General features: G+C 62.0%; 21 protein-coding genes and 3 pseudogenes. 19 read left to right on the forward strand and 5 right to left on the reverse strand.

All coding sequences use genetic code 11. The features are described from left to right. Positions 1 to 18: 18 nt before the first annotated feature. Positions 19 to 306: a DUF2285 domain-containing protein gene (locus E4A53_RS04000; protein WP_136161835.1), complete on the reverse strand. Its 288-nt coding sequence runs from the start codon at positions 304 to 306 to the stop codon at positions 19 to 21. A 460-nt stretch (positions 307 to 766) separates the two neighbouring features. Here E4A53_RS04000 and E4A53_RS04005 point away from each other — a divergent pair, with 460 nt between their 5' ends. The 10 genes and pseudogenes from E4A53_RS04005 to E4A53_RS14755 all read left to right on the forward strand — a co-directional run. Beyond that, entirely contained in the window at positions 767 to 1,036 is a 270-nt protein-coding gene (locus tag E4A53_RS04005; RefSeq protein WP_136161836.1) for a helix-turn-helix transcriptional regulator, read from the forward strand. Next, complete coding sequence (locus tag E4A53_RS04010) at positions 1,037 to 2,113, forward strand: replication initiator protein A (protein WP_136161837.1); 1,077 nt, start codon at positions 1,037 to 1,039, stop codon at positions 2,111 to 2,113. A gap of 61 nt (positions 2,114 to 2,174) precedes the next feature. Continuing rightward, positions 2,175 to 2,693 (forward strand): DUF2840 domain-containing protein, encoded by a 519-nt coding sequence (locus E4A53_RS04015; RefSeq protein ID WP_136161838.1) that lies wholly within the window; start codon positions 2,175 to 2,177, stop codon positions 2,691 to 2,693. Continuing rightward, positions 2,690 to 3,235, forward strand: coding sequence for a S26 family signal peptidase (locus tag E4A53_RS04020; RefSeq protein ID WP_136161839.1), 546 nt, complete (start codon positions 2,690 to 2,692; stop codon positions 3,233 to 3,235). The genes E4A53_RS04015 and E4A53_RS04020 overlap by 4 nt, the downstream gene beginning before the upstream one ends. 22 nt (positions 3,236 to 3,257) lie before the next feature. After that, complete coding sequence (locus E4A53_RS04025) at positions 3,258 to 4,028, forward strand: lytic transglycosylase domain-containing protein (RefSeq protein WP_206366229.1); 771 nt, start codon at positions 3,258 to 3,260, stop codon at positions 4,026 to 4,028. Next, the gene (locus tag E4A53_RS04030) at positions 4,025 to 4,345 is read left to right on the forward strand and encodes a hypothetical protein (protein ID WP_136161840.1); all 321 of its coding nucleotides are present in this window, start codon (positions 4,025 to 4,027) and stop codon (positions 4,343 to 4,345) included. The genes E4A53_RS04025 and E4A53_RS04030 overlap by 4 nt, the downstream gene beginning before the upstream one ends. Positions 4,346 to 4,488: 143 nt before the next feature. Then, positions 4,489 to 4,989 (forward strand): annotated as a pseudogene (locus tag E4A53_RS15080) (relaxase/mobilization nuclease domain-containing protein); the annotation flags it as partial. 174 nt (positions 4,990 to 5,163) lie between these two features. After that, entirely contained in the window at positions 5,164 to 6,396 is a 1,233-nt protein-coding gene (locus E4A53_RS14840) for a DUF3363 domain-containing protein (RefSeq protein WP_268905781.1), read from the forward strand. Between the two features lie 216 nt (positions 6,397 to 6,612). Continuing rightward, positions 6,613 to 7,827 carry a chloramphenicol/florfenicol efflux MFS transporter FloR gene (floR, locus tag E4A53_RS04040; protein WP_084929431.1) on the forward strand — a complete coding sequence of 405 codons (1,215 nt, stop codon included), beginning with the start codon at positions 6,613 to 6,615 and terminating at the stop codon, positions 7,825 to 7,827. A 93-nt stretch (positions 7,828 to 7,920) separates the two neighbouring features. Then, positions 7,921 to 8,037 (forward strand): annotated as a pseudogene (locus E4A53_RS14755) (DUF3363 domain-containing protein); the annotation flags it as partial. Here E4A53_RS14755 and tetR(G) read toward each other — a convergent pair. Then, complete coding sequence (gene tetR(G) / locus E4A53_RS04050) at positions 8,034 to 8,660, reverse strand: tetracycline resistance transcriptional repressor TetR(G) (protein ID WP_000163574.1); 627 nt, start codon at positions 8,658 to 8,660, stop codon at positions 8,034 to 8,036. The pseudogene E4A53_RS14755 and the gene tetR(G) overlap by 4 nt on opposite strands. A gap of 103 nt (positions 8,661 to 8,763) precedes the next feature. Between tetR(G) and tet(G) the strand changes: the two genes are divergently transcribed. The 3 genes and pseudogenes from tet(G) to E4A53_RS14850 all read left to right on the forward strand — a co-directional run. Then, a complete protein-coding gene (gene tet(G) / locus E4A53_RS04055; RefSeq protein ID WP_001257840.1) occupies positions 8,764 to 9,939 on the forward strand; it encodes a tetracycline efflux MFS transporter Tet(G) in 1,176 nt (391 codons plus the stop codon). 89 nt (positions 9,940 to 10,028) lie between these two features. After that, entirely contained in the window at positions 10,029 to 10,952 is a 924-nt protein-coding gene (locus tag E4A53_RS14845; RefSeq protein WP_028657710.1) for a LysR family transcriptional regulator, read from the forward strand. Then, positions 10,889 to 11,074: pseudogene (locus E4A53_RS14850) on the forward strand (DUF3363 domain-containing protein); the annotation flags it as partial. The gene E4A53_RS14845 and the pseudogene E4A53_RS14850, both read left to right, overlap by 64 nt. 123 nt (positions 11,075 to 11,197) lie before the next feature. Here the strand turns inward: E4A53_RS14850 and fabF are convergent. Beyond that, entirely contained in the window at positions 11,198 to 12,460 is a 1,263-nt protein-coding gene (gene fabF / locus E4A53_RS04070) for a beta-ketoacyl-ACP synthase II (protein ID WP_136161841.1), read from the reverse strand. Between the two features lie 4 nt (positions 12,461 to 12,464). Beyond that, positions 12,465 to 12,971: a winged helix-turn-helix transcriptional regulator gene (locus tag E4A53_RS04075; RefSeq protein WP_031623797.1), complete on the reverse strand. Its 507-nt coding sequence runs from the start codon at positions 12,969 to 12,971 to the stop codon at positions 12,465 to 12,467. A gap of 269 nt (positions 12,972 to 13,240) precedes the next feature. On the opposite strand from E4A53_RS04075, the gene E4A53_RS04080 reads away from it, so the two are divergent. After that, entirely contained in the window at positions 13,241 to 15,229 is a 1,989-nt protein-coding gene (locus tag E4A53_RS04080) for a conjugal transfer protein TraG (protein ID WP_029074264.1), read from the forward strand. 10 nt (positions 15,230 to 15,239) lie between these two features. Continuing rightward, positions 15,240 to 15,713: a hypothetical protein gene (locus E4A53_RS04085; protein ID WP_029074263.1), complete on the forward strand. Its 474-nt coding sequence runs from the start codon at positions 15,240 to 15,242 to the stop codon at positions 15,711 to 15,713. Between the two features lie 76 nt (positions 15,714 to 15,789). Here E4A53_RS04085 and E4A53_RS04090 read toward each other — a convergent pair whose 3' ends face one another. After that, the gene (locus E4A53_RS04090; RefSeq protein WP_031623917.1) at positions 15,790 to 16,560 is read right to left on the reverse strand and encodes an alpha/beta fold hydrolase; all 771 of its coding nucleotides are present in this window, start codon (positions 16,558 to 16,560) and stop codon (positions 15,790 to 15,792) included. Positions 16,561 to 16,609: 49 nt separating this feature from the next. Here E4A53_RS04090 and E4A53_RS15000 point away from each other — a divergent pair, with 49 nt between their 5' ends. The 4 genes from E4A53_RS15000 (at position 16,610) to E4A53_RS04110 (ending at position 18,496) form a co-directional block, all read left to right on the forward strand. Then, the gene (locus E4A53_RS15000; RefSeq protein WP_255302509.1) at positions 16,610 to 16,744 is read left to right on the forward strand and encodes a hypothetical protein; all 135 of its coding nucleotides are present in this window, start codon (positions 16,610 to 16,612) and stop codon (positions 16,742 to 16,744) included. A gap of 146 nt (positions 16,745 to 16,890) precedes the next feature. Further along, positions 16,891 to 17,886 (forward strand): P-type conjugative transfer ATPase TrbB, encoded by a 996-nt coding sequence (trbB, locus tag E4A53_RS04100; protein WP_029074262.1) that lies wholly within the window; start codon positions 16,891 to 16,893, stop codon positions 17,884 to 17,886. Beyond that, on the forward strand, positions 17,883 to 18,215 hold the full coding sequence (locus tag E4A53_RS04105; RefSeq protein WP_136161842.1) for a TrbC/VirB2 family type IV secretion system protein: 333 nt from the start codon (positions 17,883 to 17,885) through the stop codon (positions 18,213 to 18,215). The genes trbB and E4A53_RS04105 overlap by 4 nt, the downstream gene beginning before the upstream one ends. Then, positions 18,215 to 18,496, forward strand: coding sequence for a VirB3 family type IV secretion system protein (locus tag E4A53_RS04110; RefSeq protein ID WP_029074260.1), 282 nt, complete (start codon positions 18,215 to 18,217; stop codon positions 18,494 to 18,496). The genes E4A53_RS04105 and E4A53_RS04110 overlap by 1 nt, the downstream gene beginning before the upstream one ends. Positions 18,497 to 18,499 lie beyond the last annotated feature (3 nt).

Below are 18,499 nucleotides of genomic sequence, written 5' to 3' on the forward strand. Positions count from 1 at the left end.
CGTTCTCGGACGTTAACCTCACACCTTGTTGGCTGCCGCCTGCTCCAGAATTTTCCAATAGCCCTCGCGCGAAAGCCATTGCGCGCGTTCGAGATGGCTTTGCCAGCAACGATAGGTCCGAAGTTCTTCGGCGACCGGATCGCGGTGCAGCACGATCCGCGCGACTTCCTTCCAGTCCGCGCCCTCGGCCTTAGCATCGAGCAGCCGCAGATAGGTGATGTAGTGCCGTTCGTCATAGATGGTGATGGCGTCGCCGATTGGCGCTTCGTCGTCCACATCGGGATCGAGTTCGACGGGAACCCGCATAGCCTTCCCCTTCATCTGGAAAGGGCCTTGCTTGCGGTGCGCCCCCGCAAATGGCCCCTCAACCTGGTGATCGGGGAGTTAGTAACCGTGACTAGACGGCCCTATGACCTTTGGGCGAGAAGCCTTGGACATACGCCATAGGCTCCCCGACCATAGGTTCGAGGATCATGGTGCCGTCACGGCCGGCACCAACCGCTAGTCAGGGGTTACTAAGCCCCGGAACAGCGCGTCTGCTCCGGCTACATTTCTAGCCGAACCGCGCGCGAATGTCTCTGGCTTTTCGGCGCAGCAGGCAATGAGCCGCTGAAATCCCTCATCTAATGGCCGCGCATCGCCCCGAGAGGGGGTGCCGCCAGCGCATAGGCGCAAATGCGGCACGCTACGCGCCGCCGATCCCTCGCCATGGTTCGCCACAGTCCGCTGCCGTCCCCGGCAGCCCAATCCCGACTGGAGGTGATCCATGGCCAACCCGCTCGCGGGCCTGCCGCCGCGCCTGCTGCGCACCAAGGAAGCCGCGCGCTTCCTCGGCATATCCATCCGCACCCTTGAGAAACACCGCACCTATGGCACCGGGCCGACCTACCGCAAGGTCGGCGGGCGCGTCCTCTACACCGTCCGCGATCTGGAAGACTGGAGCGCGACCGGCGAGCGCAAATCCACCCGCGGCAAGACTGCCGGCACCGTCTTTCCCGCGCGCCCCCTCACGCCCGAAGAACGGGGCGACTGCTAGATGCTGCACGAGGACGATGAAAACCCCGCGCAGCCGGCCGAGGCCAGCGAGCGCAGCCGCCTGGACCCGTTCGTGGTCGCAACGGGCGATGCGCCGCCGCGCGACCAGCGCGACTTGATGGAAAGGCCGTTCTTCTCGCTGGCGAAGACCCCGCGCACCAAGCCGATTCTCTACAAGGCCGCCGACATAGAGGTGCAGGTGTTCGGGATGCCCGAGCACGGGATGGCGACCATATGGGACGCCGATGTGCTGATATGGGCGGCCTCGCAGATCGTCGCGGCCGAGAATGACCGCCTCGCAACATCGCGCTTCGTCCGCTTCACGCCCTATCATCTGTTGCGCGCCATCGGACGCCCGACCGGCAATCACCAATACCGGCTTTTGAAAGCCGCGCTGGCGCGGCTGCAATCGACCGTCATTGCCACCACCATCCGCAACGGCCCGCATTGGCGTCGCCGGCAATTCTCATGGATCAACGAGTGGGAGGAAATGACGACGCGCGCCGGCCGTGTCGAGGGCATGGAGTTCGTCCTGCCCGAATGGTTCTACAACAGCGTCATCGACCGCTCGCTGGTCCTGACCATCGACCCGGCCTATTTCCGACTGACTGGCGGCATCGAGCGGTGGCTTTACCGCGTCGCCAGAAAGCACGCCGGCCACCAGCGTCACGGCTGGATTTTCGAGGTCGGGCACCTTCATCAGAAATCCGGCAGCCTCGCCCGGCCGTCTGACTTTGCGCTCGACCTGCGCAGGATCGCGGCCCGCCAGCCGCTCCCCGGCTACCGCCTCCAGATCGAGCGGGAAGACGGCCGCGAGCTGCTGCGCATCCGCCCTGAAAGCCTGTCAACAGGCACTGTTGATAACCCTGTTAATGCCATCGGCAGATCAGGCGCACGGGGTATCGGCACATCAGGCGCACCACTATCGGCAGATCAGGCGCACGAACCGCAGCTAACGCTTTGGCCTGAAAAGCGGAATCCGACCGCTAACTTATCTAACAGAGAATCTAACTCTTTTTCTTTGACGCGCGCGCAGGCGAAGCGTGGTGCCGGTTCTGCCGGGAACGGCGAGCCATGACGCCCGCCGTTGACGCAGCGCACGCGCGCAATCCCCACCAGCACATCGCCGGAGACGCACAATGACCCGTCGCGCCCATCGCAGCGCGCACGGCCGTCCGCTGCCGGACGGGCCTGCGCCCTTCACAACATTGGTCGAGTTGACCTTCGAGAAACGCAAGGTCGAGCACTGGATACGTTTCGGCCGCAAGAGCTACGAGCAGATCATCGACCGCCGCCGCAGCGTCGTCGGCTTCGCGCCGGGCAGTGTCTTCGCCTTCGTCCGATGGGCGAACGGCGAGCACGGCACTGTCGTTTCGCGCATCGACATTGTGCGCGCAATCGGTCGCGGCGAGCCGTTCCAGACATTGCCGTTCGTGCGCCCCGGCGGCGAAATCCTGTTGCGCCTCGACGGCTGGCCCAAGGTGCGGCGCGCGCTTGCCGCCATCGACGCCGTGGATGCGCTCGGCCTCGATCCGGCCGACGCCGCACCGGAGCATTGGCGGCACGTCCACAACCGTTTGACCGCCAATCTGGAACCGCACGCCTACACGCCCGAGCGACATGCCGCGTGGCTTCACCGCCGAAGGATCGGGCCATGATGCGCCGTCGCTATCTCACGGTGACGGTGCTCGCCGCCATCGGCATCGCCGCCGCCAGCGCCGTCGATTGGCCCGTGAAACTCATCTGGAACGCGACGGCCAGCGCGCCCATCGGCTTCTACACCGTCGAGCCGGCCGATGCGCTCGACGTGCCCGAGCTGGTCGCCGTCATGCCGCCCGAACCGCTCGCCGCCTTCATGGTCGAGCGCGGCTATATCGCGCGCGGCGTCCCGCTGTTGAAGCGCGTCGTCGGCCTGCCGGGGCAGCGGGTTTGCCGCTTGCGATCCACGATCACGGTGAACGGGATCGAGATGGGCGAGGCGCTGGAGCGCGACAGCCTCGGCCGCGATCTGCCCGTCTGGCAGGGGTGCCGAGTGATCGGCGACGGCCAGCTTTTCCTCATGAATTGGGACGTCCGCGACAGCCTCGACGGCCGCTATTTCGGACTCACCCCCGCAGCTTCCGTCATCGGCCGAGCGGTCCCGCTCTGGACCGATGAGGAAGGCGTCGGCCGCTACGAGTGGCGCGCGCCGAAGCAATGAAATCCACAGGGAGGAGATTTCCATGGCATATATCGGCCAGTTAATCCGTAGCGGCGTTAGATGCGCCAGATCATCGCATTATGCCGTCCTGATACTGGCCGGCGCGCTTTCCGTTTGCGCCGGATCAGGCGTCGCGGTCGCGCAATCCGCGTCCGTCGAGCGCCTGGCCGCAGCCCATCCCTACGCGGCCCACATCGCCGAGGCGTCGCAGCGGTTCGGCATCCCAGAGCACTGGATTCGCGCCGTGCTGCGTGCAGAGAGCGCGGGCAACGTGCGCGCGGTCTCAATGGCCGGGGCGATGGGATTGATGCAGGTGATGCCCGACACATGGGCGGGCCTGCGCGTCCGCAATAGCCTCGGCCGCGATCCCTACGACCCCCGAGACAACATCATCGCTGGCACCGCCTACCTGCGCGAAATGTTCGACCGCTACGGCAATGTCGCGGCGATGCTGGCGGCCTACAATGCCGGTCCCGGCCGCTATGACGAATACCTTGCGACCGGCCGCACGCTGCCGGCCGAAACGCGGGCCTATGTCGCCGCGCTTGCGCCGATCCTCGGCGGCGCGGCTGCAACCGAGCCGCCGTCATCGGCACCGCCACCGCCGCCTGATTGGCGCGAGGCACCGCTGTTCGTCATGCGTCCGGGCGACGCGCGGGCTGTCGCCGCGCCGCCGTTCGACGCACGATCCGGCAACGGCCGCGCGACCGTTCCGGCGCGCGATCCCGTCGATGCGGAGTCACGGGGCGACAGCATTTTCGTCGCCGACGCGAGCGGTTCGGGAACACCATGAGGGCGGCGTTCCCGCGCTCGGCGGCGCTCATTCCGGTGTCCAGTCAGGCAGGATTTTGCCTGGCTGGATTCCCGGCAGGAGGGGCAGAAAAGGCAGAAAGGGCGGAGGGCAAGATTAAAGAAGACGGCACCATGTCGGGCCGCTTCTGGAAATTGTTGTTGTCTGCACACTGGTTAGGTGGCCGGTTCCGGCACCATGGTTTTGAGGGGCCGCGTGCCGCGATTTTGCGCAAAGCCTTGGCTTTGCAGGGTTTCAAGCGGCACCATAGGCGCAGATCGGCGGTTTTCCGGCGGTTTGGGCTGGAGTCGCGCCCTTGAGCGCCGACGACGAAAACCGCTTCCGACCGAAGCCCGGCCGCATCCGATCCGACACGCCGAAGGCTGGCAAGACCAAGAGCTTTTTCACGCAGGTCAGGAAGATCACCCGGCAGCATCAGGCGGCAGCCTCCCGCGACCCTTCCATGCCGTCATCCGCCCGCCCGTCATCGTCGGGCCGGTCCCGTGCCGTGGTCGCCAGCGGCAAGGGCGTGAAGCGCGGCCGGGGCGCGAGCTTCGTGCGTGCCCGCAATATCTCGGGCAACTGGCATCATCGCCAGCCGGGCAGCCGCCGCGTCATCGTCAAGCAGCGCAGCGTCAGGGCCGCATTGAAGGGCGGCCGTGCCCGTGCACATCTGCGCTATGTCCAGCGTGACGGAACCTCACGCGACGGCGAGCGGGGCCGGCTCTATTCGGCGACCGAGGACCGCGCCGATGGCGACGCCTTCCTTGATCGCGGCAAGGACGACCGCCACCAATTCAGATTCATCGTCTCGCCCGAGGAGGGGGCGGAGCTGTCGGACCTCACGGCCTACACCCGCGATTTCATGAAACAGGTGGAAGCTGACCTTGGCACCAAACTCGATTGGGTTGCCGTCAATCACTACAACACCGGCCATCCCCATGTGCATATCGTCGTCAACGGCCGCGACGATATGGGCGGGGATCTAGTCATCAACGGCGACTACCTTTCCGCCGGCCTGCGCGAACGCGCCAGCGAGCTTGCCAGTCTCGAACTCGGCCCCGTGACCGAGATCGAGCAGGCCCGCAAGCTATCCGCCGAGATCGACCAAGACCGTTTCACCCGGATCGACCGCGCCATGGTCGAGGAAGCCGATGCCCGTTTCCTCGACCTGCGCCATGAACTGGCAGAGCCGAGGCGGCAGTTCGAGCGCACCTTGCGCCTGCGCCGCCTTACCAAGCTGGAGAAGATGGGGCTGGCGACCGAGCACGCGCCCGCCGTTTGGGAATTGAGCAAGGACATGGAACCGGCCCTGCGCGAGCTAGGCGAGCGTGGCGACATTATCCGCACCATGCAGAAGGCGCTCGGCCCGCAGGCAGGCGAACGCGATCCCATGAGCTTCCAAATCCATGACGGAGCGCCCGAGACGCCTATCGTCGGCCGCGTCGTGGACAAGCACCTGTCCGACGAGTTGGGCGAGAACCTGACAATCGTGGTGGACGGGATCGACGGTAGGACGCACCACATCGCCGGCATCACGCCCGAGCGGCTGGAGGACGCCCGCATTGGCAGCGTCATCCAGATCGGCCCGGCCGAGGTGGCACCCCGGCCGTCCGACCGCACCATCACCGCCATCGCCGAGGACGGCATCTATCGGCCGAGCCGCCATCTGGAGCAGGCGAAATTCGAGGGCCGCGTTCCCGGCGGCGACGATGAGGGCTATATCGATGCCCATGTCCGGCGGCTGGAGGCGCTGCGCCGGGCCGGCATCGTCGAGCGCATCGACGCCGACCAATGGCGCATCCCAGATGATCTGGTCAGCCGCGCGGCTGATTACGATACCGGCCGCGACCGGCAGGCCAGCGTTCGCGTGCTTTCCCCGGTTGATCTGCAAAGGCAGATACGTTCGGACTGCGCGACATGGCTGGACCGGCGATTGGTCCATGGCGAAACGGCCGACCTTGCGCCGACCGGCTTCGGGCAACAGGTCCGCGAAGCCATGGACCAGCGCCGCGAGCATCATATCGAACAGCGCGACGCCACGCGCAACAGGGACGGCCGAATCTTCTACCGGCGCAACCTTCTCGCCACCCTGCGCGAGCGGGAAGTTGCGCGCGCCGGTGCGGAGATGGCCGAGGGCAAGGCGCTGCCGTTCCGCGCCGCCAAGGATGGTGAGAGTGTCAGCGGCAAGTTCACCGGGACTGTCCAGCTAACGAGCGGCAAGTTCGCCATCGTGGAAAAGAGCCACGAGTTCACCCTTGTCCCGTGGCGGCCGATCATCGACCGCCAGCTCGGCCGCGAGGTCGCGGGTATCATGCAGGGCGGTTCGGTGTCGTGGCAGTTAGGGCGGCAGCGGGGGTTGGGGCTATAGGAGCCAACGATACCGCATTGCAACGCAACAACTAATTCGATAAGAGCTGCTATTCAATTTCGTAATCGTGGAGCCATCAGCATGGGAAATTCCAAGTCAGCAGACAAGTAAGCCGCAACATCAGAATTGTTGTTGCGGCGCTCTGTAAGACCAATCCCATCTGATTGCTGACGAGCAGACGCTGCCCGGTATCCTTAATCGAGCGGTTGATTCGTCATGACCACCACACGCCCCGCGTGGGCCTATACGCTGCCGGCAGCCTTGCTGCTTATGGCTCCCTTCGACATCCTCGCCTCGCTGGCGATGGATATTTATCTTCCAGTCGTTCCGGCGATGCCGGGCGTCCTGAACACGACTCCATCCATAATCCAACTCACGTTGAGCCTCTACATGGTGATGCTCGGTGTGGGCCAAGTGATCTTTGGGCCACTCTCCGATCGCGTCGGGCGACGGCCGATCCTGCTTGTAGGCGCAACGGCTTTCGTTGCTGCGTCTCTGGGAGCGGCTTGTTCTTCAACTGCATTAGCCTTTGTTGCGTTTCGTCTGGTTCAGGCTGTTGGAGCATCGGCCATGCTGGTGGCCACCTTCGCGACCGTGCGCGACGTATATGCCAATCGTCCCGAAGGTGCCGTCATCTACGGCCTTTTCAGTTCGATGCTGGCGTTCGTGCCTGCGCTCGGCCCTATAGCCGGTGCGCTGATCGGCGAGTTTTGGGGATGGCAGGCGATCTTCATCACACTGGCTGCACTGGCTTCGCTCGCACTCTTAAACGCCAGTTTCAGGTGGCATGAAACCCGACCGTTGGATCAGGCCAGAACGCAACGATCTGTTTTGCCGATCTTCGCGAGTCCGGCCTTTTGGGTTTACACGGTCGGATTTAGTGCCGGCATGGGCACATTCTTCGTTTTCTTCTCGACAGCCCCCCGTGTTCTCATAGGCCAAGCCGGCTATTCCGAGATCGGATTTAGCTTGGCCTTCGCGACTGTCGGGCTGGTCATGGTCACGACAACCCGCTTCGCAAAGTCCTTCGTTGCCAAATGGGGTATCGCGGGATGCGTAGCGCGCGGGATGGCGTTGCTCGTTTCCGGCGCGATCCTGTTGGGGATCGGCCAACTTTTCGGATCGCCGTCATTTTTCAGCTTCATCCTGCCGATGTGGGTTGTCGCGGTCGGCATTGTCTTCACGGTGTCCGTTACCGCCAACGGCGCACTTGCGCAGTTCGACGACATCGCTGGATCAGCGGTTGCGTTCTACTTCTGCATCCAAAGCCTGATAGTCAGTATCGTCGGGACATTGGCGGTGACGCTGTTAAACGGCGATACAGCGTGGCCCGTGATTTGTTACGCCACGGCAATGGCAGTGCTGGTGTCGTTGGGGCTGGCGCTCCTTCGATCCCGTGATGCTGCCACCGAGAAGTCGCCAGTCGTCTAGCCGACGACTGGAAGCAAGCCCGCTCCGATGCGGCGCAATAATCTTCGAAACCTCGTGAATGGCGGTATCCTGTCTGGCAAGATACCGCTCATTTCCCTTGTCCCGTGGCGGCCGGTCATCGACCGCCAGCTCGGCCGTGAGGTCATGGGCATCGTGCAAAGCGGATCGGTGTCGTGGCAGTTGGGGCGGCAAAGGGGCATAAGCCTCTAATCTGTTGTAGATGAACGCAGCCGCTCGAAACCAGCGATGAGGCTGTCGAGTCCGAAGTTGAACGCAGCATCCATGCCGTCTGTTTCCAACTCGTGAAACAGATCGTGCAGGAAGGACGACGGTGCTTGCTCGGACACATCTGGCCTGTCCGGAACTCTCTCATCGGCATCAGATGCCTGCTGCTCGAGAACGGAACCGACCACATAGTGACTGACCGCCCGGAGCGCCCAAACGGCGCGCTTCGGACAAAAGCCCTCCGCGCAGAGAAAGCGTATTTGCGTCTCGGCGGTGCCAAAATTCGGTTCTGTCGGTCGAGTGCCGGCATGGATACGCGCGCCGTCGCGATAAGAGAGCAACGCCGTTCTGAAGCTCAGGGCATTCTCTTTCAGGAACACCCGCCAGTCCTCATTCTCTTCGGGTAGCGAGCGGGTATGGCGTTCCGCCAGCATCGCCTCGGCGAGCGCATCAAGCAGCGCTCGCTTGTTCTGGAAATGCCAGTAAAGCGCAGGCTGCTGAACCTTGAGGCGTTCAGCGAGCTTCCGCGTCGTCAGGCTGTCCATGCCAACCTCGTTCAACAGCTCTAGCGCCGCCGCGATCACGGTGCCCTTGTCCAGTTTGGTCATTCACGTTCCTTCGCCAGTGCTTGACAATTTATCACCGATAAGTTCTATGTCCATCTCCTTATCGTTGATAAAGTCGCTCCATTGAGCGGCGCTGGAGTTTCAGGTGCGCAGCTCTGCCATCATTGCCCTGCTGATCGTGGGTCTTGACGCCATGGGTCTCGGCCTCATCATGCCCGTCCTTCCGACGCTTCTGCGTGAGCTTGTGCCAGCAGAGCAGGTCGCTGGACACTATGGTGCCTTGCTGTCGCTCTATGCATTGATGCAGGTCGTCTTCGCGCCCATGCTTGGACAGCTTTCGGATTCTTACGGTCGGCGTCCGGTACTTCTGGCTTCTCTTGCAGGAGCCGCAGTCGATTACACGATTATGGCATCAGCGCCGGTCTTATGGGTGCTCTATATCGGCCGACTCGTGTCCGGCGTCACGGGCGCAACCGGAGCTGTAGCAGCCTCAACCATTGCCGATTCGACGGGGGAAGGTTCTCGCGCACGCTGGTTCGGCTACATGGGGGCCTGTTATGGGGCGGGCATGATTGCCGGGCCAGCACTTGGTGGCATGCTCGGTGGTATCTCTGCTCATGCCCCGTTTATCGCCGCCGCCCTTCTCAACGGGTTCGCGTTCCTGCTTGCCTGCATTTTCCTCAAGGAGACTCATCACAGCCATGGCGGGACCGGAAAGCCGGTTCGCATCAAACCATTCGTTCTGTTACGGCTGGATGATGCATTGCGCGGGCTAGGTGCGCTTTTCGCAGTTTTCTTCATTATTCAACTGATCGGCCAAGTGCCTGCAGCCCTATGGGTCATATATGGCGAGGACCGTTTTCAGTGGAACACCGCGACCGTTGGTTTGTCGCTCGCGGCGTTTGGGGCAACACATGCGATCTTCCAAGCGTTTGTTACCGGCCCGCTTTCAAGCCGGCTTGGAGAGCGGCGCACGCTGCTGTTTGGCATGGCTGCGGATGCGACTGGCTTCGTTCTTCTGGCTTTTGCCACGCAGGGATGGATGGTGTTCCCGATTCTGTTGCTGCTTGCCGCCGGGGGTGTTGGCATGCCGGCCTTGCAGGCAATGCTCTCAAACAATGTCAGCAGTAACAAGCAAGGGGCTTTGCAAGGAACGCTAACGAGCCTCACCAATCTAAGCTCTATCGCAGGACCGCTTGGCTTCACAGCACTCTATTCTGCCACCGCCGGGGCATGGAACGGTTGGGTTTGGATTGTCGGCGCGATCCTCTATTTAATATGTCTGCCAATACTACGCAGACCATTCGCAACTTCATTGTGATTTAGTCATGGCGATTTGGCATGCGTAGACTTAGGAGAAATGACGGATTAAATCTGTTGAGCAATCATCTCCTTTCGGGGCGAGTGCCAATGATGACCTTAGTTCACACTCTCGCTGTCGCCGAATATCTCAACTTCCGTCACGCCGCCAACGCGCTCGGCGTTGCACAGTCCAGCGTCAGCGCCCGCGTGAAGGCACTGGAAGAAGACCTCGGCATCCTCTTGTTCGAGCGTCATGCGCGCGGCGTTCGGCTGACCGAGGCCGGACGCCATTTCGTCGAGCGGATAGCCGTAGGTATTGACCAACTCGACCATGCGGTGAAAACCGCCGGCATGGCGGCAGCCGGAGAAAGCGGCCGGCTTCGTATCGGTATCCATGCCCTGATTCCGCATAGCTTCCTCGCAAAGCTGATCGGCCAATACCGCAAGGATTACCCCGATGTTGAAGTCGAGATCGCCGAAGGCCCGGCCCGTGAAGCGGTGGTGCAGCTTCGCGCCGGCAGGTTGGACGTGGCGTTCGTCGCGGGCACGCCCCAACCACCCGACTGCCATTCCCGTCGCACATGGACCGAACCGCTCTTGGCGGTGCTACCGGAACGGCATCCGCTCGCCAAGCGGTCAGCCGTCACATGGCCCGATTTGGCAGGCGAGACGTTCCTTGTCCGGCATGGCGGCACTGGACCGCAGGTTCATAGCCATATCGTGCTACGCCATGCCGAGCGCTGGCCTGCGCCGTCGATCCTGCGCTTCGACGTGGGGCGTGGCACCCTTTTGTCTTTGGTCGGACAGGGCTTTGGCATCACCATCGTCGGCGCGGCCACGGCGCTGTTGCCGACAAACGGCATTGTCTTTTTGCCCTTCACCGACGAGCCGGAGCCGGTCGCCTTCTCGGCTGTCTGGTCGCCGTCCAATCGCAGCGCGGCGCTTCGCAACCTGCTCAGCCTCGCCAACGACATGGGCCGGAAGGTCTGCACGGACTACCGTTCGATACTACCACGGATAGCGAAGGCGTGAGCGACAAGTCCACCGGCACCGTACAATTATCCAGCAGCCAGTTCGCTGTGGTTGAAAAGAGCCATAAATGCACCCTTGTCCCGTGGCGGCCGGTCATCAACCGCCAGCTCAGCAGCGAGGTCTGCGCGGGCAGATAGGACCGGCGCTATAGGATCAATGCTCTATTCGACCTTCCTCTCAAAAGCGTTATCTGACCATCGTTGCGTAGCGAACCGAAGTGTTTGCGGAAGCACAGTCCGGGACTGTTACTGCCATCGCCGGAAAGCGACACTTGCATTAACACCGCCAAAGCCGAATCCGTTGGAAATGGCATGTTCCATGAGAATGGGCCGCGCAGATTGGCGAACGAGGTCGATACCAGCGGCAACAGGATCGGGGGTTTCTAAATTTCTCGTTGGGGGAGCAATTTGATCGCGCAAAGCGAGCACCGTGAAGATTGCCTCAATACCGCCTGCGGCACCAAGTAGGTGCCCCGTAGCCGATTTCGTGGCGCTTACGACCACATCATGATTGCCGAACACGGATTGTATCGCGGCAATTTCTCCTCGATCTCCTACGGGGGTGGAGGTGGAATGTGCGTTCAAATGTTGAATATCGATTGGTTTCAACCCAGCACTGTGGAGTGCAATTCCCATCGCACGGGCCGCGCCTCGGCCGTCATCTGGACCGGCAGTCATATGATGTGCATCGGCGCTTGTGCCGTATCCCACCAATTCCGCTAGGGGCTTGGCACCCCGAGCGAGGGCATGTTCTAATTCCTCTATGACGATCAGACCCGCCCCTTCAGACATTACGAAACCATCGCGCCCGGTGTCGAACGGCCTCGACGCCAGTTCCGGGGTAGTATTGTAGCCGGTGGATAGTGCTCGCGCGGCAGCAAATGCCCCAAGACTAACCTTATCAATGCATGCTTCTGCCCCGCCGCACAGAGCGATGTCGGCCTCGTTAGAGCGTATCAGCCGCGCGGCGTCGCCGATGGCTTGAACGCTGGCAGCGCAGGCGGTTACAGGCGTGCCAATAGGACCTGTAAATCCATGCCTGATGGTAACATGTCCTGCCGCGAGATTGGCCAGAAACGATGGCACGGTAAAGGGTGATAGCCTCCGTGCTCCCCGTGTATCCGTTATACGAACTGCTGAAGCAATTGCAGGAAATCCGCCTATACCAGAGGCAATAATTGTCGCCGTGCGCTCACGTTCGTAGTCGCACGTAGGATGCCATCCCGCCGTTTCAAGAGCCTCCATCGCGGCCGCTAGTGCGAACAGAATGAAGCGATCCATTTTTCGTTGATCCTTTGTGTCAACGATCACATCGGGATCGAAACCGGCTTCGGAATCTTCAATCAGGCTGGGAACGAGTCCTCCGATTTTCACCGGCAGGTCGCTGGAGATTTCATCGGGCAAACTCCTAATTCCTGATTTTCCTTCCAAGAGCCTTTTCCAGCTTGTTTCGGTCCCGGAACCAAGAGGGCCCACCAGACCCATGCCGGTTATAACAATTCGACGCATTTGATTATTCCGCTTTTTCTGAGTTTACCCGCTTCACACGGTTTATGACGCGCATCGTTTCTTCCGTCGCCGCTGGGCCTGCTAGAAGAACCGTGTTTTCAGGAGTGATTTTTTCTCCAGTATCCGCATCGACTATGATGGCGTTTCGTTCCCTACCGGTTTCCCTGTCGCCAAGGCGCATGGCTATTTCATTGGGCGCAAGATTCCGGTTTCCCCATGCGAACAGGGCGATTGCTACCGGATAGAAATCTCGCCCCTTGTCGGTAAGGACGTATTCAAATCGAGGCGGATGATCATTGTATCGTTGCCTTTCAAACAACCCTTCGGCTGTGAGATGTTTCAATCGCCTCGCCAAAATGTTCGTGGAAATACCGAGATTCTTCTCGAATTCATCGAATTTGCTCAACCCTTGGAAGGCGTCCCGCAGGATCAGGATGCTCCACCAGTCACCGACGCTTTCCAGCGCTCGGGCTGCGGGACATTCGGATGATAGAAAGCTTGTTCGTTGCATGGCACATCCATAATGGCGTTACTTCCATTATGCAAGTTACATATGTGACAGCGGCGACATGACGCGAGGGCTATCCGAGGCATCCATTGCGGCGATTCGCCCGACCAGTTGAGCAGCGGCGATCACCCGGCCGGATGGCGGTGAATGCAACCCGTCCTATTTGCCGCCGATAGTATCCGGCAGCCCTCTCGCATCCGCTTTCCTGTTGCCTGTCCCGATTTTGCCTACTCTCTGATCGGCTCCGTCTCTTTTGCCGACTGGAGCCTGCATTGCGCGGAGGCCGAATCCTTTGGGGTCAGATCGCCGTAGTCTTCACCATCGTCTTGGTGATGACGTGGGCGGCGACGCAATGGGTAGCGTTTCGTCTCGGCTTCCAGCCCCAGCTTGGCAATCCGTGGTTCGAGCTGGTTGGCCTGCCGGTCTATTATCCGCCGGCCTTCTTTTGGTGGTGGTTTTCGTTCGACGCCTACGCGCCCGCGATCTTCGTCGAGGGCGGCATCATCGCCGTATCGGGCGGTTTCCTCGCCATCGCCGCCGCCATCCTCATGTCGATCATCCGGGCACGGGAGGCGCGCAACGTCGCCACCTATGGTTCGGCGCGATGGGCAGAGGATAGGGAAATCCGCACCGCCGGCCTGCTCGGTCCCGATGGCGTCCTGCTCGGCCGATACAACCGGGACTACCTGCGCCATGATGGCCCGGAGCATGTCCTATGCTTCGCCCCGACGCGCAGCGGCAAAGGTGTCGGGCTGGTGGTGCCGACGCTGCTGACATGGTCCGCATCCGCCATCGTCCACGACATAAAAGGCGAAAACTGGACGCTGACAGCGGGCTTCCGCGCGAAGCATGGCCGCGTGCTGCTGTTCGATCCAACCAACGCCAGATCGTCGGCCTACAACCCGCTGCTGGAGGTCCGGCAAGGGGAATGGGAAGTCCGCGACGTGCAGAACATCGCGGATATTCTGGTCGATCCCGAAGGCAGCTTGGACAAAAGGAACCATTGGGAAAAGACCAGTCATTCGCTGCTGGTCGGCGCGATCCTGCATGTCCTCTATGCGGAGAAGGACAAGACCTTGGCGGGCGTTGCCAACTTCCTGTCCGATCCGCGTCGCCCGGTCGAGGCGACCTTGCGCGCCATGATGGATACGCCGCATCTCGGCGAGGCTGGCGTTCATCCCGTCATCGCGTCGTCGGCCCGCGAGCTGCTGAACAAGAGCGAGAACGAGCGCAGCGGCGTCCTTTCCACAGCCATGTCATTTCTCGGCCTCTACCGCGATCCCGTGGTGGCGCAGGTGACGGCACGATGCGACTGGCGCATTGCCGATCTGGTCGGCAGCCGCCGGCCCGTCACGCTCTATCTGGTCGTGCCGCCGTCCGACATAAACCGCACCAAGCCGCTTATCCGCCTGATCCTCAACCAGATCGGCAGGCGGTTGACCGAGGAACTGACCACCTCCGGCAAGCGCCATCGCCTGCTGTTGATGCTGGACGAGTTTCCGGCGCTCGGCCGGCTCGACTTCTTTGAATCGGCGCTCGCCTTCATGGCGGGGTATGGAATCAAAGGCTTCCTGATCGCGCAGAGCCTCAACCAGATCGAGCGCGCCTATGGGCCGAACAACGCCATCCTCGACAACTGCCACGTCCGCGTCAGCTTCGCCACGAATGACGAGCGGACGGCCAAGCGGGTGAGCGACGCGCTTGGCACCGCGACCGAGTTGCGCGATTCCACCAACTACGCCGGCCATCGCCTTGCACCGTGGTTAGGTCACTTGATGGTTTCACGGCAGGAGACGGCTCGGCCGCTGCTCACGCCGGGCGAGATCATGCAGCTTCCGCCAACCGACGAAATCGTCATGGTCGCGGGCACGCCGCCGATCCGCGCAACCAAGGCCCGCTATTTCGAGGATGCGCGGTTTCAGGAACGCATCCTGACCCCGCCCGATCTGGTCGCCGCTCCGCTGGCGCCCAGCCCATCCGCCGATGACTGGTCCGGCCGCGTGGTCGCGGCGGGAAGCCGTTCCGCAACGGTCGCCGCAGATGCGACCGAGGGCGATCCGGCCAACGCCGGCATCCGCCGCGAGCCGGAATTGCCCGAGCATGAGGAAATCGTCACCCCGCCGCCATCCCCCGAACAGGAGTTCGACATTCTGGACGACGAGCCGGATGTTGACGCGGCCAAGGCCCGCACTATCCGCCAGCGCATGAGGATGGTGGCGCGGCAGGTGGCGATGAACCCCGATGATGGAATCGAGCTTTGAGGACACGCCTATGACCACACGCACCCGCCTGAATCTCTATTTCGACCCAGCGCTCATCCCGCAGATCGAGGCGATGGCGCTGCGCCGCTCGGCGGCGCTGCGCCGCAATGTCTCGAAATCCGCCATCGTGGAGGCGGCGGTCATGTCCTACCTGTCCGGCGATGCCGACGACCAGCTTGAAGCCGCCATGTCTCGCCGCTTGGATAAACTCGGCCGCCAGATCGACACGCTCGACCTAGATCTCGCCGTCCTCGGCGAGACGGTCGCGCAGTTCATCCATTTCTGGATGACCATCACGCCGCCGCTTTCAGGAGCCGCGCAATCTGCTGCCCGCGCGAAAGGTGCGGAACGGTTTGAAGGATTCATGCAGAATCTCGGCCGGCGTCTGGCGACGGGCGACAGGTTCTTGAAGGAGATTACGAGAGATGTTGGGCCTGAAGAAGGTCTTCCGGGGTTGAACAATCATCCAACGCAGGAGCGCTGATGAAGATTATTGCACCGACTATAGTCGCTATGCGCGGCGCTAGGTTCGCCTACTTCTCTCCGTCAACGCATCAATGTTATCTAGAGCTTCCGAATTGCTGAACTACCTCTCCGGTTATCCACGCGCTATCAGGCATCAGATCAAAGTGATTTCGCCCAGGGCGTTCGAGATACCGTGCTGATGGGAAATGTGCGACGGCGGCGGCTGTTGCATTCCGAAAAAAGCACTTTTCGCCTGCATAAAGTAAAACTGGCGCAGTGAACGACTCAGAAGCCGCACCCAAGGGCGGCCATTCAGCTTCAGCGGTGCGTAATGCATGAAGTGCGTTGGTGTTGACGCGAGCAAGACGGGTGGCCATGCCGTCCGGCACATCGAACATTTGCATCCAAACAGCAAGCCAAGCTTGTGCTCCACTGGAAAATGTTTCGGCAACCATATCTGTCGCCAAATCGACTTCAGAGTGAAGCTCGAACCCCCCAAGAATCAATCCTCGATAAGCCTCTGGATTTTGAACGGCGGCAGCGAGCGCTATTTTTGCGCCGAGCGAGTATCCCCAGACTAATGGATTTACTAGATCTAGGGTGTTGATTACCGTTTCAATGTCAGAAGCCATTTTGGGCAATGCGTAAGAGGACGAATTCGTGGGGCATGTGCTTAGCCCGTGCCCGCGAGGTTCGACACATACGACATGAAATTCCTTAGCCAATCCTGAGATGTAGCCAAGTTCTAACCAGTCCTCACAGGTCATGCTGATGCCAAAGATCAGGACAAGAGGCAGGTTCGTTTCATCACCAAACGTCTCATACCTCACGAGAACGTCGTCATTTTTAACATAGGGCATGACCATCAATAACGTGCGACAAGCCTGATCGCAACTTCGGTAGCAAAAAGGAGAGGTGGAAAGGCAGCAGAATCTCGGCCGGCGTCTGGCGACCGGCGACAGGTTCCTCAAAGAGCTGTCGCGCGACCTCGACTCACTTCCCGACGATCCGTTGCCGGACGAATCCGAGAGCAACGGCGATCAAGAATAAGTATTCGGACCCGTCCTATTTACCGCCGATGGCCGCCGATTGCCGCCGCCGCTTAGATACTTGTTGAACCGGCCCAATTCCGGGCTTTCTTAATCGACCCCGATCCGGGGACCGCCTGTTGCGCCCCGCCAGAAGCCGGGGCCGACATGACCACCAACCACCACAGACAGGAAGCGATCCAGCGCGGCGCGCGCATGTTGCGCACCGCGCTCGGCCCCGCCATTGCCCGGCTGCTCGAAGACCCGGCCGTGGTCGAGGTAATGTTGAACCCGGACGGTCGCCTTTGGGTGGACCGGCTGTCCGAAGGGCTTTCCGACACGGGCGAACGCCTGTCCGCCGCCGATGGCGAACGCATCGTGCGGCTGGTCGCGCATCATGTCGGCGCAGAGGTTCATGCCCGCAGCCCCCGCGTCTCGGCAGAGCTGCCCGAGAGCGGGGAACGGTTCGAGGGCCTTTTGCCGCCCGTGGTCGCCGCGCCGGCCTTCGCCATCCGTAAACCTGCCGTCGCGGTGTTCACGCTCGACGACTATGTGGCCGCCGGCATCATGTCTGCCGATCAGGCGGAAACGCTGCGCGAAGCCGTCGCAGCCCGCGCCAATATCTTGGTGGCGGGCGGCACTTCCACCGGCAAGACCACGCTCACCAATGCCCTTTTGGCGGAGGTCGCCAAAGGCGCGGATCGTGTCGTCATCATCGAAGACACCCGCGAGCTGCAATGTGCCGCGCCCAATCTGGTGGCGCTGCGCACCAAGGATGGCGTCGCCAGCCTGTCGGACCTTGTGCGGTCCTCGCTGCGCCTGCGCCCCGACCGCATCCCGATTGGGGAGGTGCGCGGATCGGAAGCCCTCGACCTGCTCAAAGCATGGGGCACGGGCCATCCCGGCGGGATCGGCACCATTCACGCCGGCACCGGCATCGGCGCGCTTCGTCGCCTTGAACAGCTCATCCAAGAGGCTGTCGTCACGGTCCCGCGTGCGCTGATCGCCGAGACTATCGACCTTGTTGCCGTCCTTTCCGGGCGCGGTTCCGCGCGCCGGCTGGCCGAGCTTGCCCGCGTCGAGGGGCTGGGGCCGGACGGCGACTACCGCATCACGCATCCCATCCCTTCGGCAATCCCCACCAGCACAGGAGAATCTTCATGATCCGCACGCTTACGCGCGGCTATCGCTTTGCCGCGACCGCCGCATCCACCCTTGCCATCAGCCTCATGCTCGCCCCGGCCGCCCATGCGTCCGGTTCGTCGATGCCGTGGGAAGCGCCCCTCCAAAGCATCCTCCAGTCCATCGAGGGGCCGGTCGCCAAGATCATCGCCGTCATCATCATCATCGTGACGGGCCTGACCCTCGCGTTCGGCGATACCAGCGGCGGCTTCCGTCGCCTGATCCAGATCGTTTTCGGCCTGTCCATCGCGTTCGCCGCATCGAGCTTCTTCCTGTCTTTCTTCTCGTTCGGCGGCGGGGCGCTCGTTTGATGGCGGGCGGCCTCGAACTGCTCGACGCGGTGCCGGGCTTCACGGTCCCGGTCCACCGGGCGCTGACCGAGCATATTTTGCTCGGCGGCGCACCGCGCTCCATCGCCATCATGAACGGAACGCTGGCCGGAGCCGTGGGCCTCGGTTTGCGCCTCTGGCTGGTCGGCATCGCCATTTGGGCAATCGGCCATTTCGCAGCCGTATGGGCGGCGAAGCGCGATCCCCAATTCGTCGAGGTCGGGCGTAGGCATCTGCGCGTCCCCGGCCATCTGGCGGTGTGAGGG

The organism is Sphingomonas flavalba (assembly GCF_004796535.1).
GTDB lineage: Bacteria > Pseudomonadota > Alphaproteobacteria > Sphingomonadales > Sphingomonadaceae > Sphingomonas_L > Sphingomonas_L flavalba.

Bases quoted from the DNA above. Each gene is read 5' to 3' on its own strand.
- E4A53_RS04000 (WP_136161835.1), bottom strand. From the start codon at position 306: ATGCGGGTTCCCGTCGAACTCGATCCCGATGTGGACGACGAAGCGCCA.
- E4A53_RS04005 (WP_136161836.1), top strand. From the start codon at position 767: ATGGCCAACCCGCTCGCGGGCCTGCCGCCGCGCCTGCTGCGCACCAAG.
- E4A53_RS04010 (WP_136161837.1), top strand. From the start codon at position 1,037: ATGCTGCACGAGGACGATGAAAACCCCGCGCAGCCGGCCGAGGCCAGC.
- E4A53_RS04015 (WP_136161838.1), top strand. From the start codon at position 2,175: ATGACCCGTCGCGCCCATCGCAGCGCGCACGGCCGTCCGCTGCCGGAC.
- E4A53_RS04020 (WP_136161839.1), top strand. From the start codon at position 2,690: ATGATGCGCCGTCGCTATCTCACGGTGACGGTGCTCGCCGCCATCGGC.
- E4A53_RS04025 (WP_206366229.1), top strand. From the start codon at position 3,258: ATGGCATATATCGGCCAGTTAATCCGTAGCGGCGTTAGATGCGCCAGA.
- E4A53_RS04030 (WP_136161840.1), top strand. From the start codon at position 4,025: ATGAGGGCGGCGTTCCCGCGCTCGGCGGCGCTCATTCCGGTGTCCAGT.
- E4A53_RS14840 (WP_268905781.1), top strand. From the start codon at position 5,164: ATGGTCGAGGAAGCCGATGCCCGTTTCCTCGACCTGCGCCATGAACTG.
- floR (WP_084929431.1), top strand. From the start codon at position 6,613: ATGACCACCACACGCCCCGCGTGGGCCTATACGCTGCCGGCAGCCTTG.
- E4A53_RS14845 (WP_028657710.1), top strand. From the start codon at position 10,029: ATGATGACCTTAGTTCACACTCTCGCTGTCGCCGAATATCTCAACTTC.
- fabF (WP_136161841.1), bottom strand. From the start codon at position 12,460: ATGCGTCGAATTGTTATAACCGGCATGGGTCTGGTGGGCCCTCTTGGT.
- E4A53_RS04075 (WP_031623797.1), bottom strand. From the start codon at position 12,971: ATGCAACGAACAAGCTTTCTATCATCCGAATGTCCCGCAGCCCGAGCG.
- E4A53_RS04085 (WP_029074263.1), top strand. From the start codon at position 15,240: ATGACCACACGCACCCGCCTGAATCTCTATTTCGACCCAGCGCTCATC.
- E4A53_RS04090 (WP_031623917.1), bottom strand. From the start codon at position 16,560: ATGGTCATGCCCTATGTTAAAAATGACGACGTTCTCGTGAGGTATGAG.
- trbB (WP_029074262.1), top strand. From the start codon at position 16,891: ATGACCACCAACCACCACAGACAGGAAGCGATCCAGCGCGGCGCGCGC.
- E4A53_RS04105 (WP_136161842.1), top strand. From the start codon at position 17,883: ATGATCCGCACGCTTACGCGCGGCTATCGCTTTGCCGCGACCGCCGCA.
- E4A53_RS04110 (WP_029074260.1), top strand. From the start codon at position 18,215: ATGGCGGGCGGCCTCGAACTGCTCGACGCGGTGCCGGGCTTCACGGTC.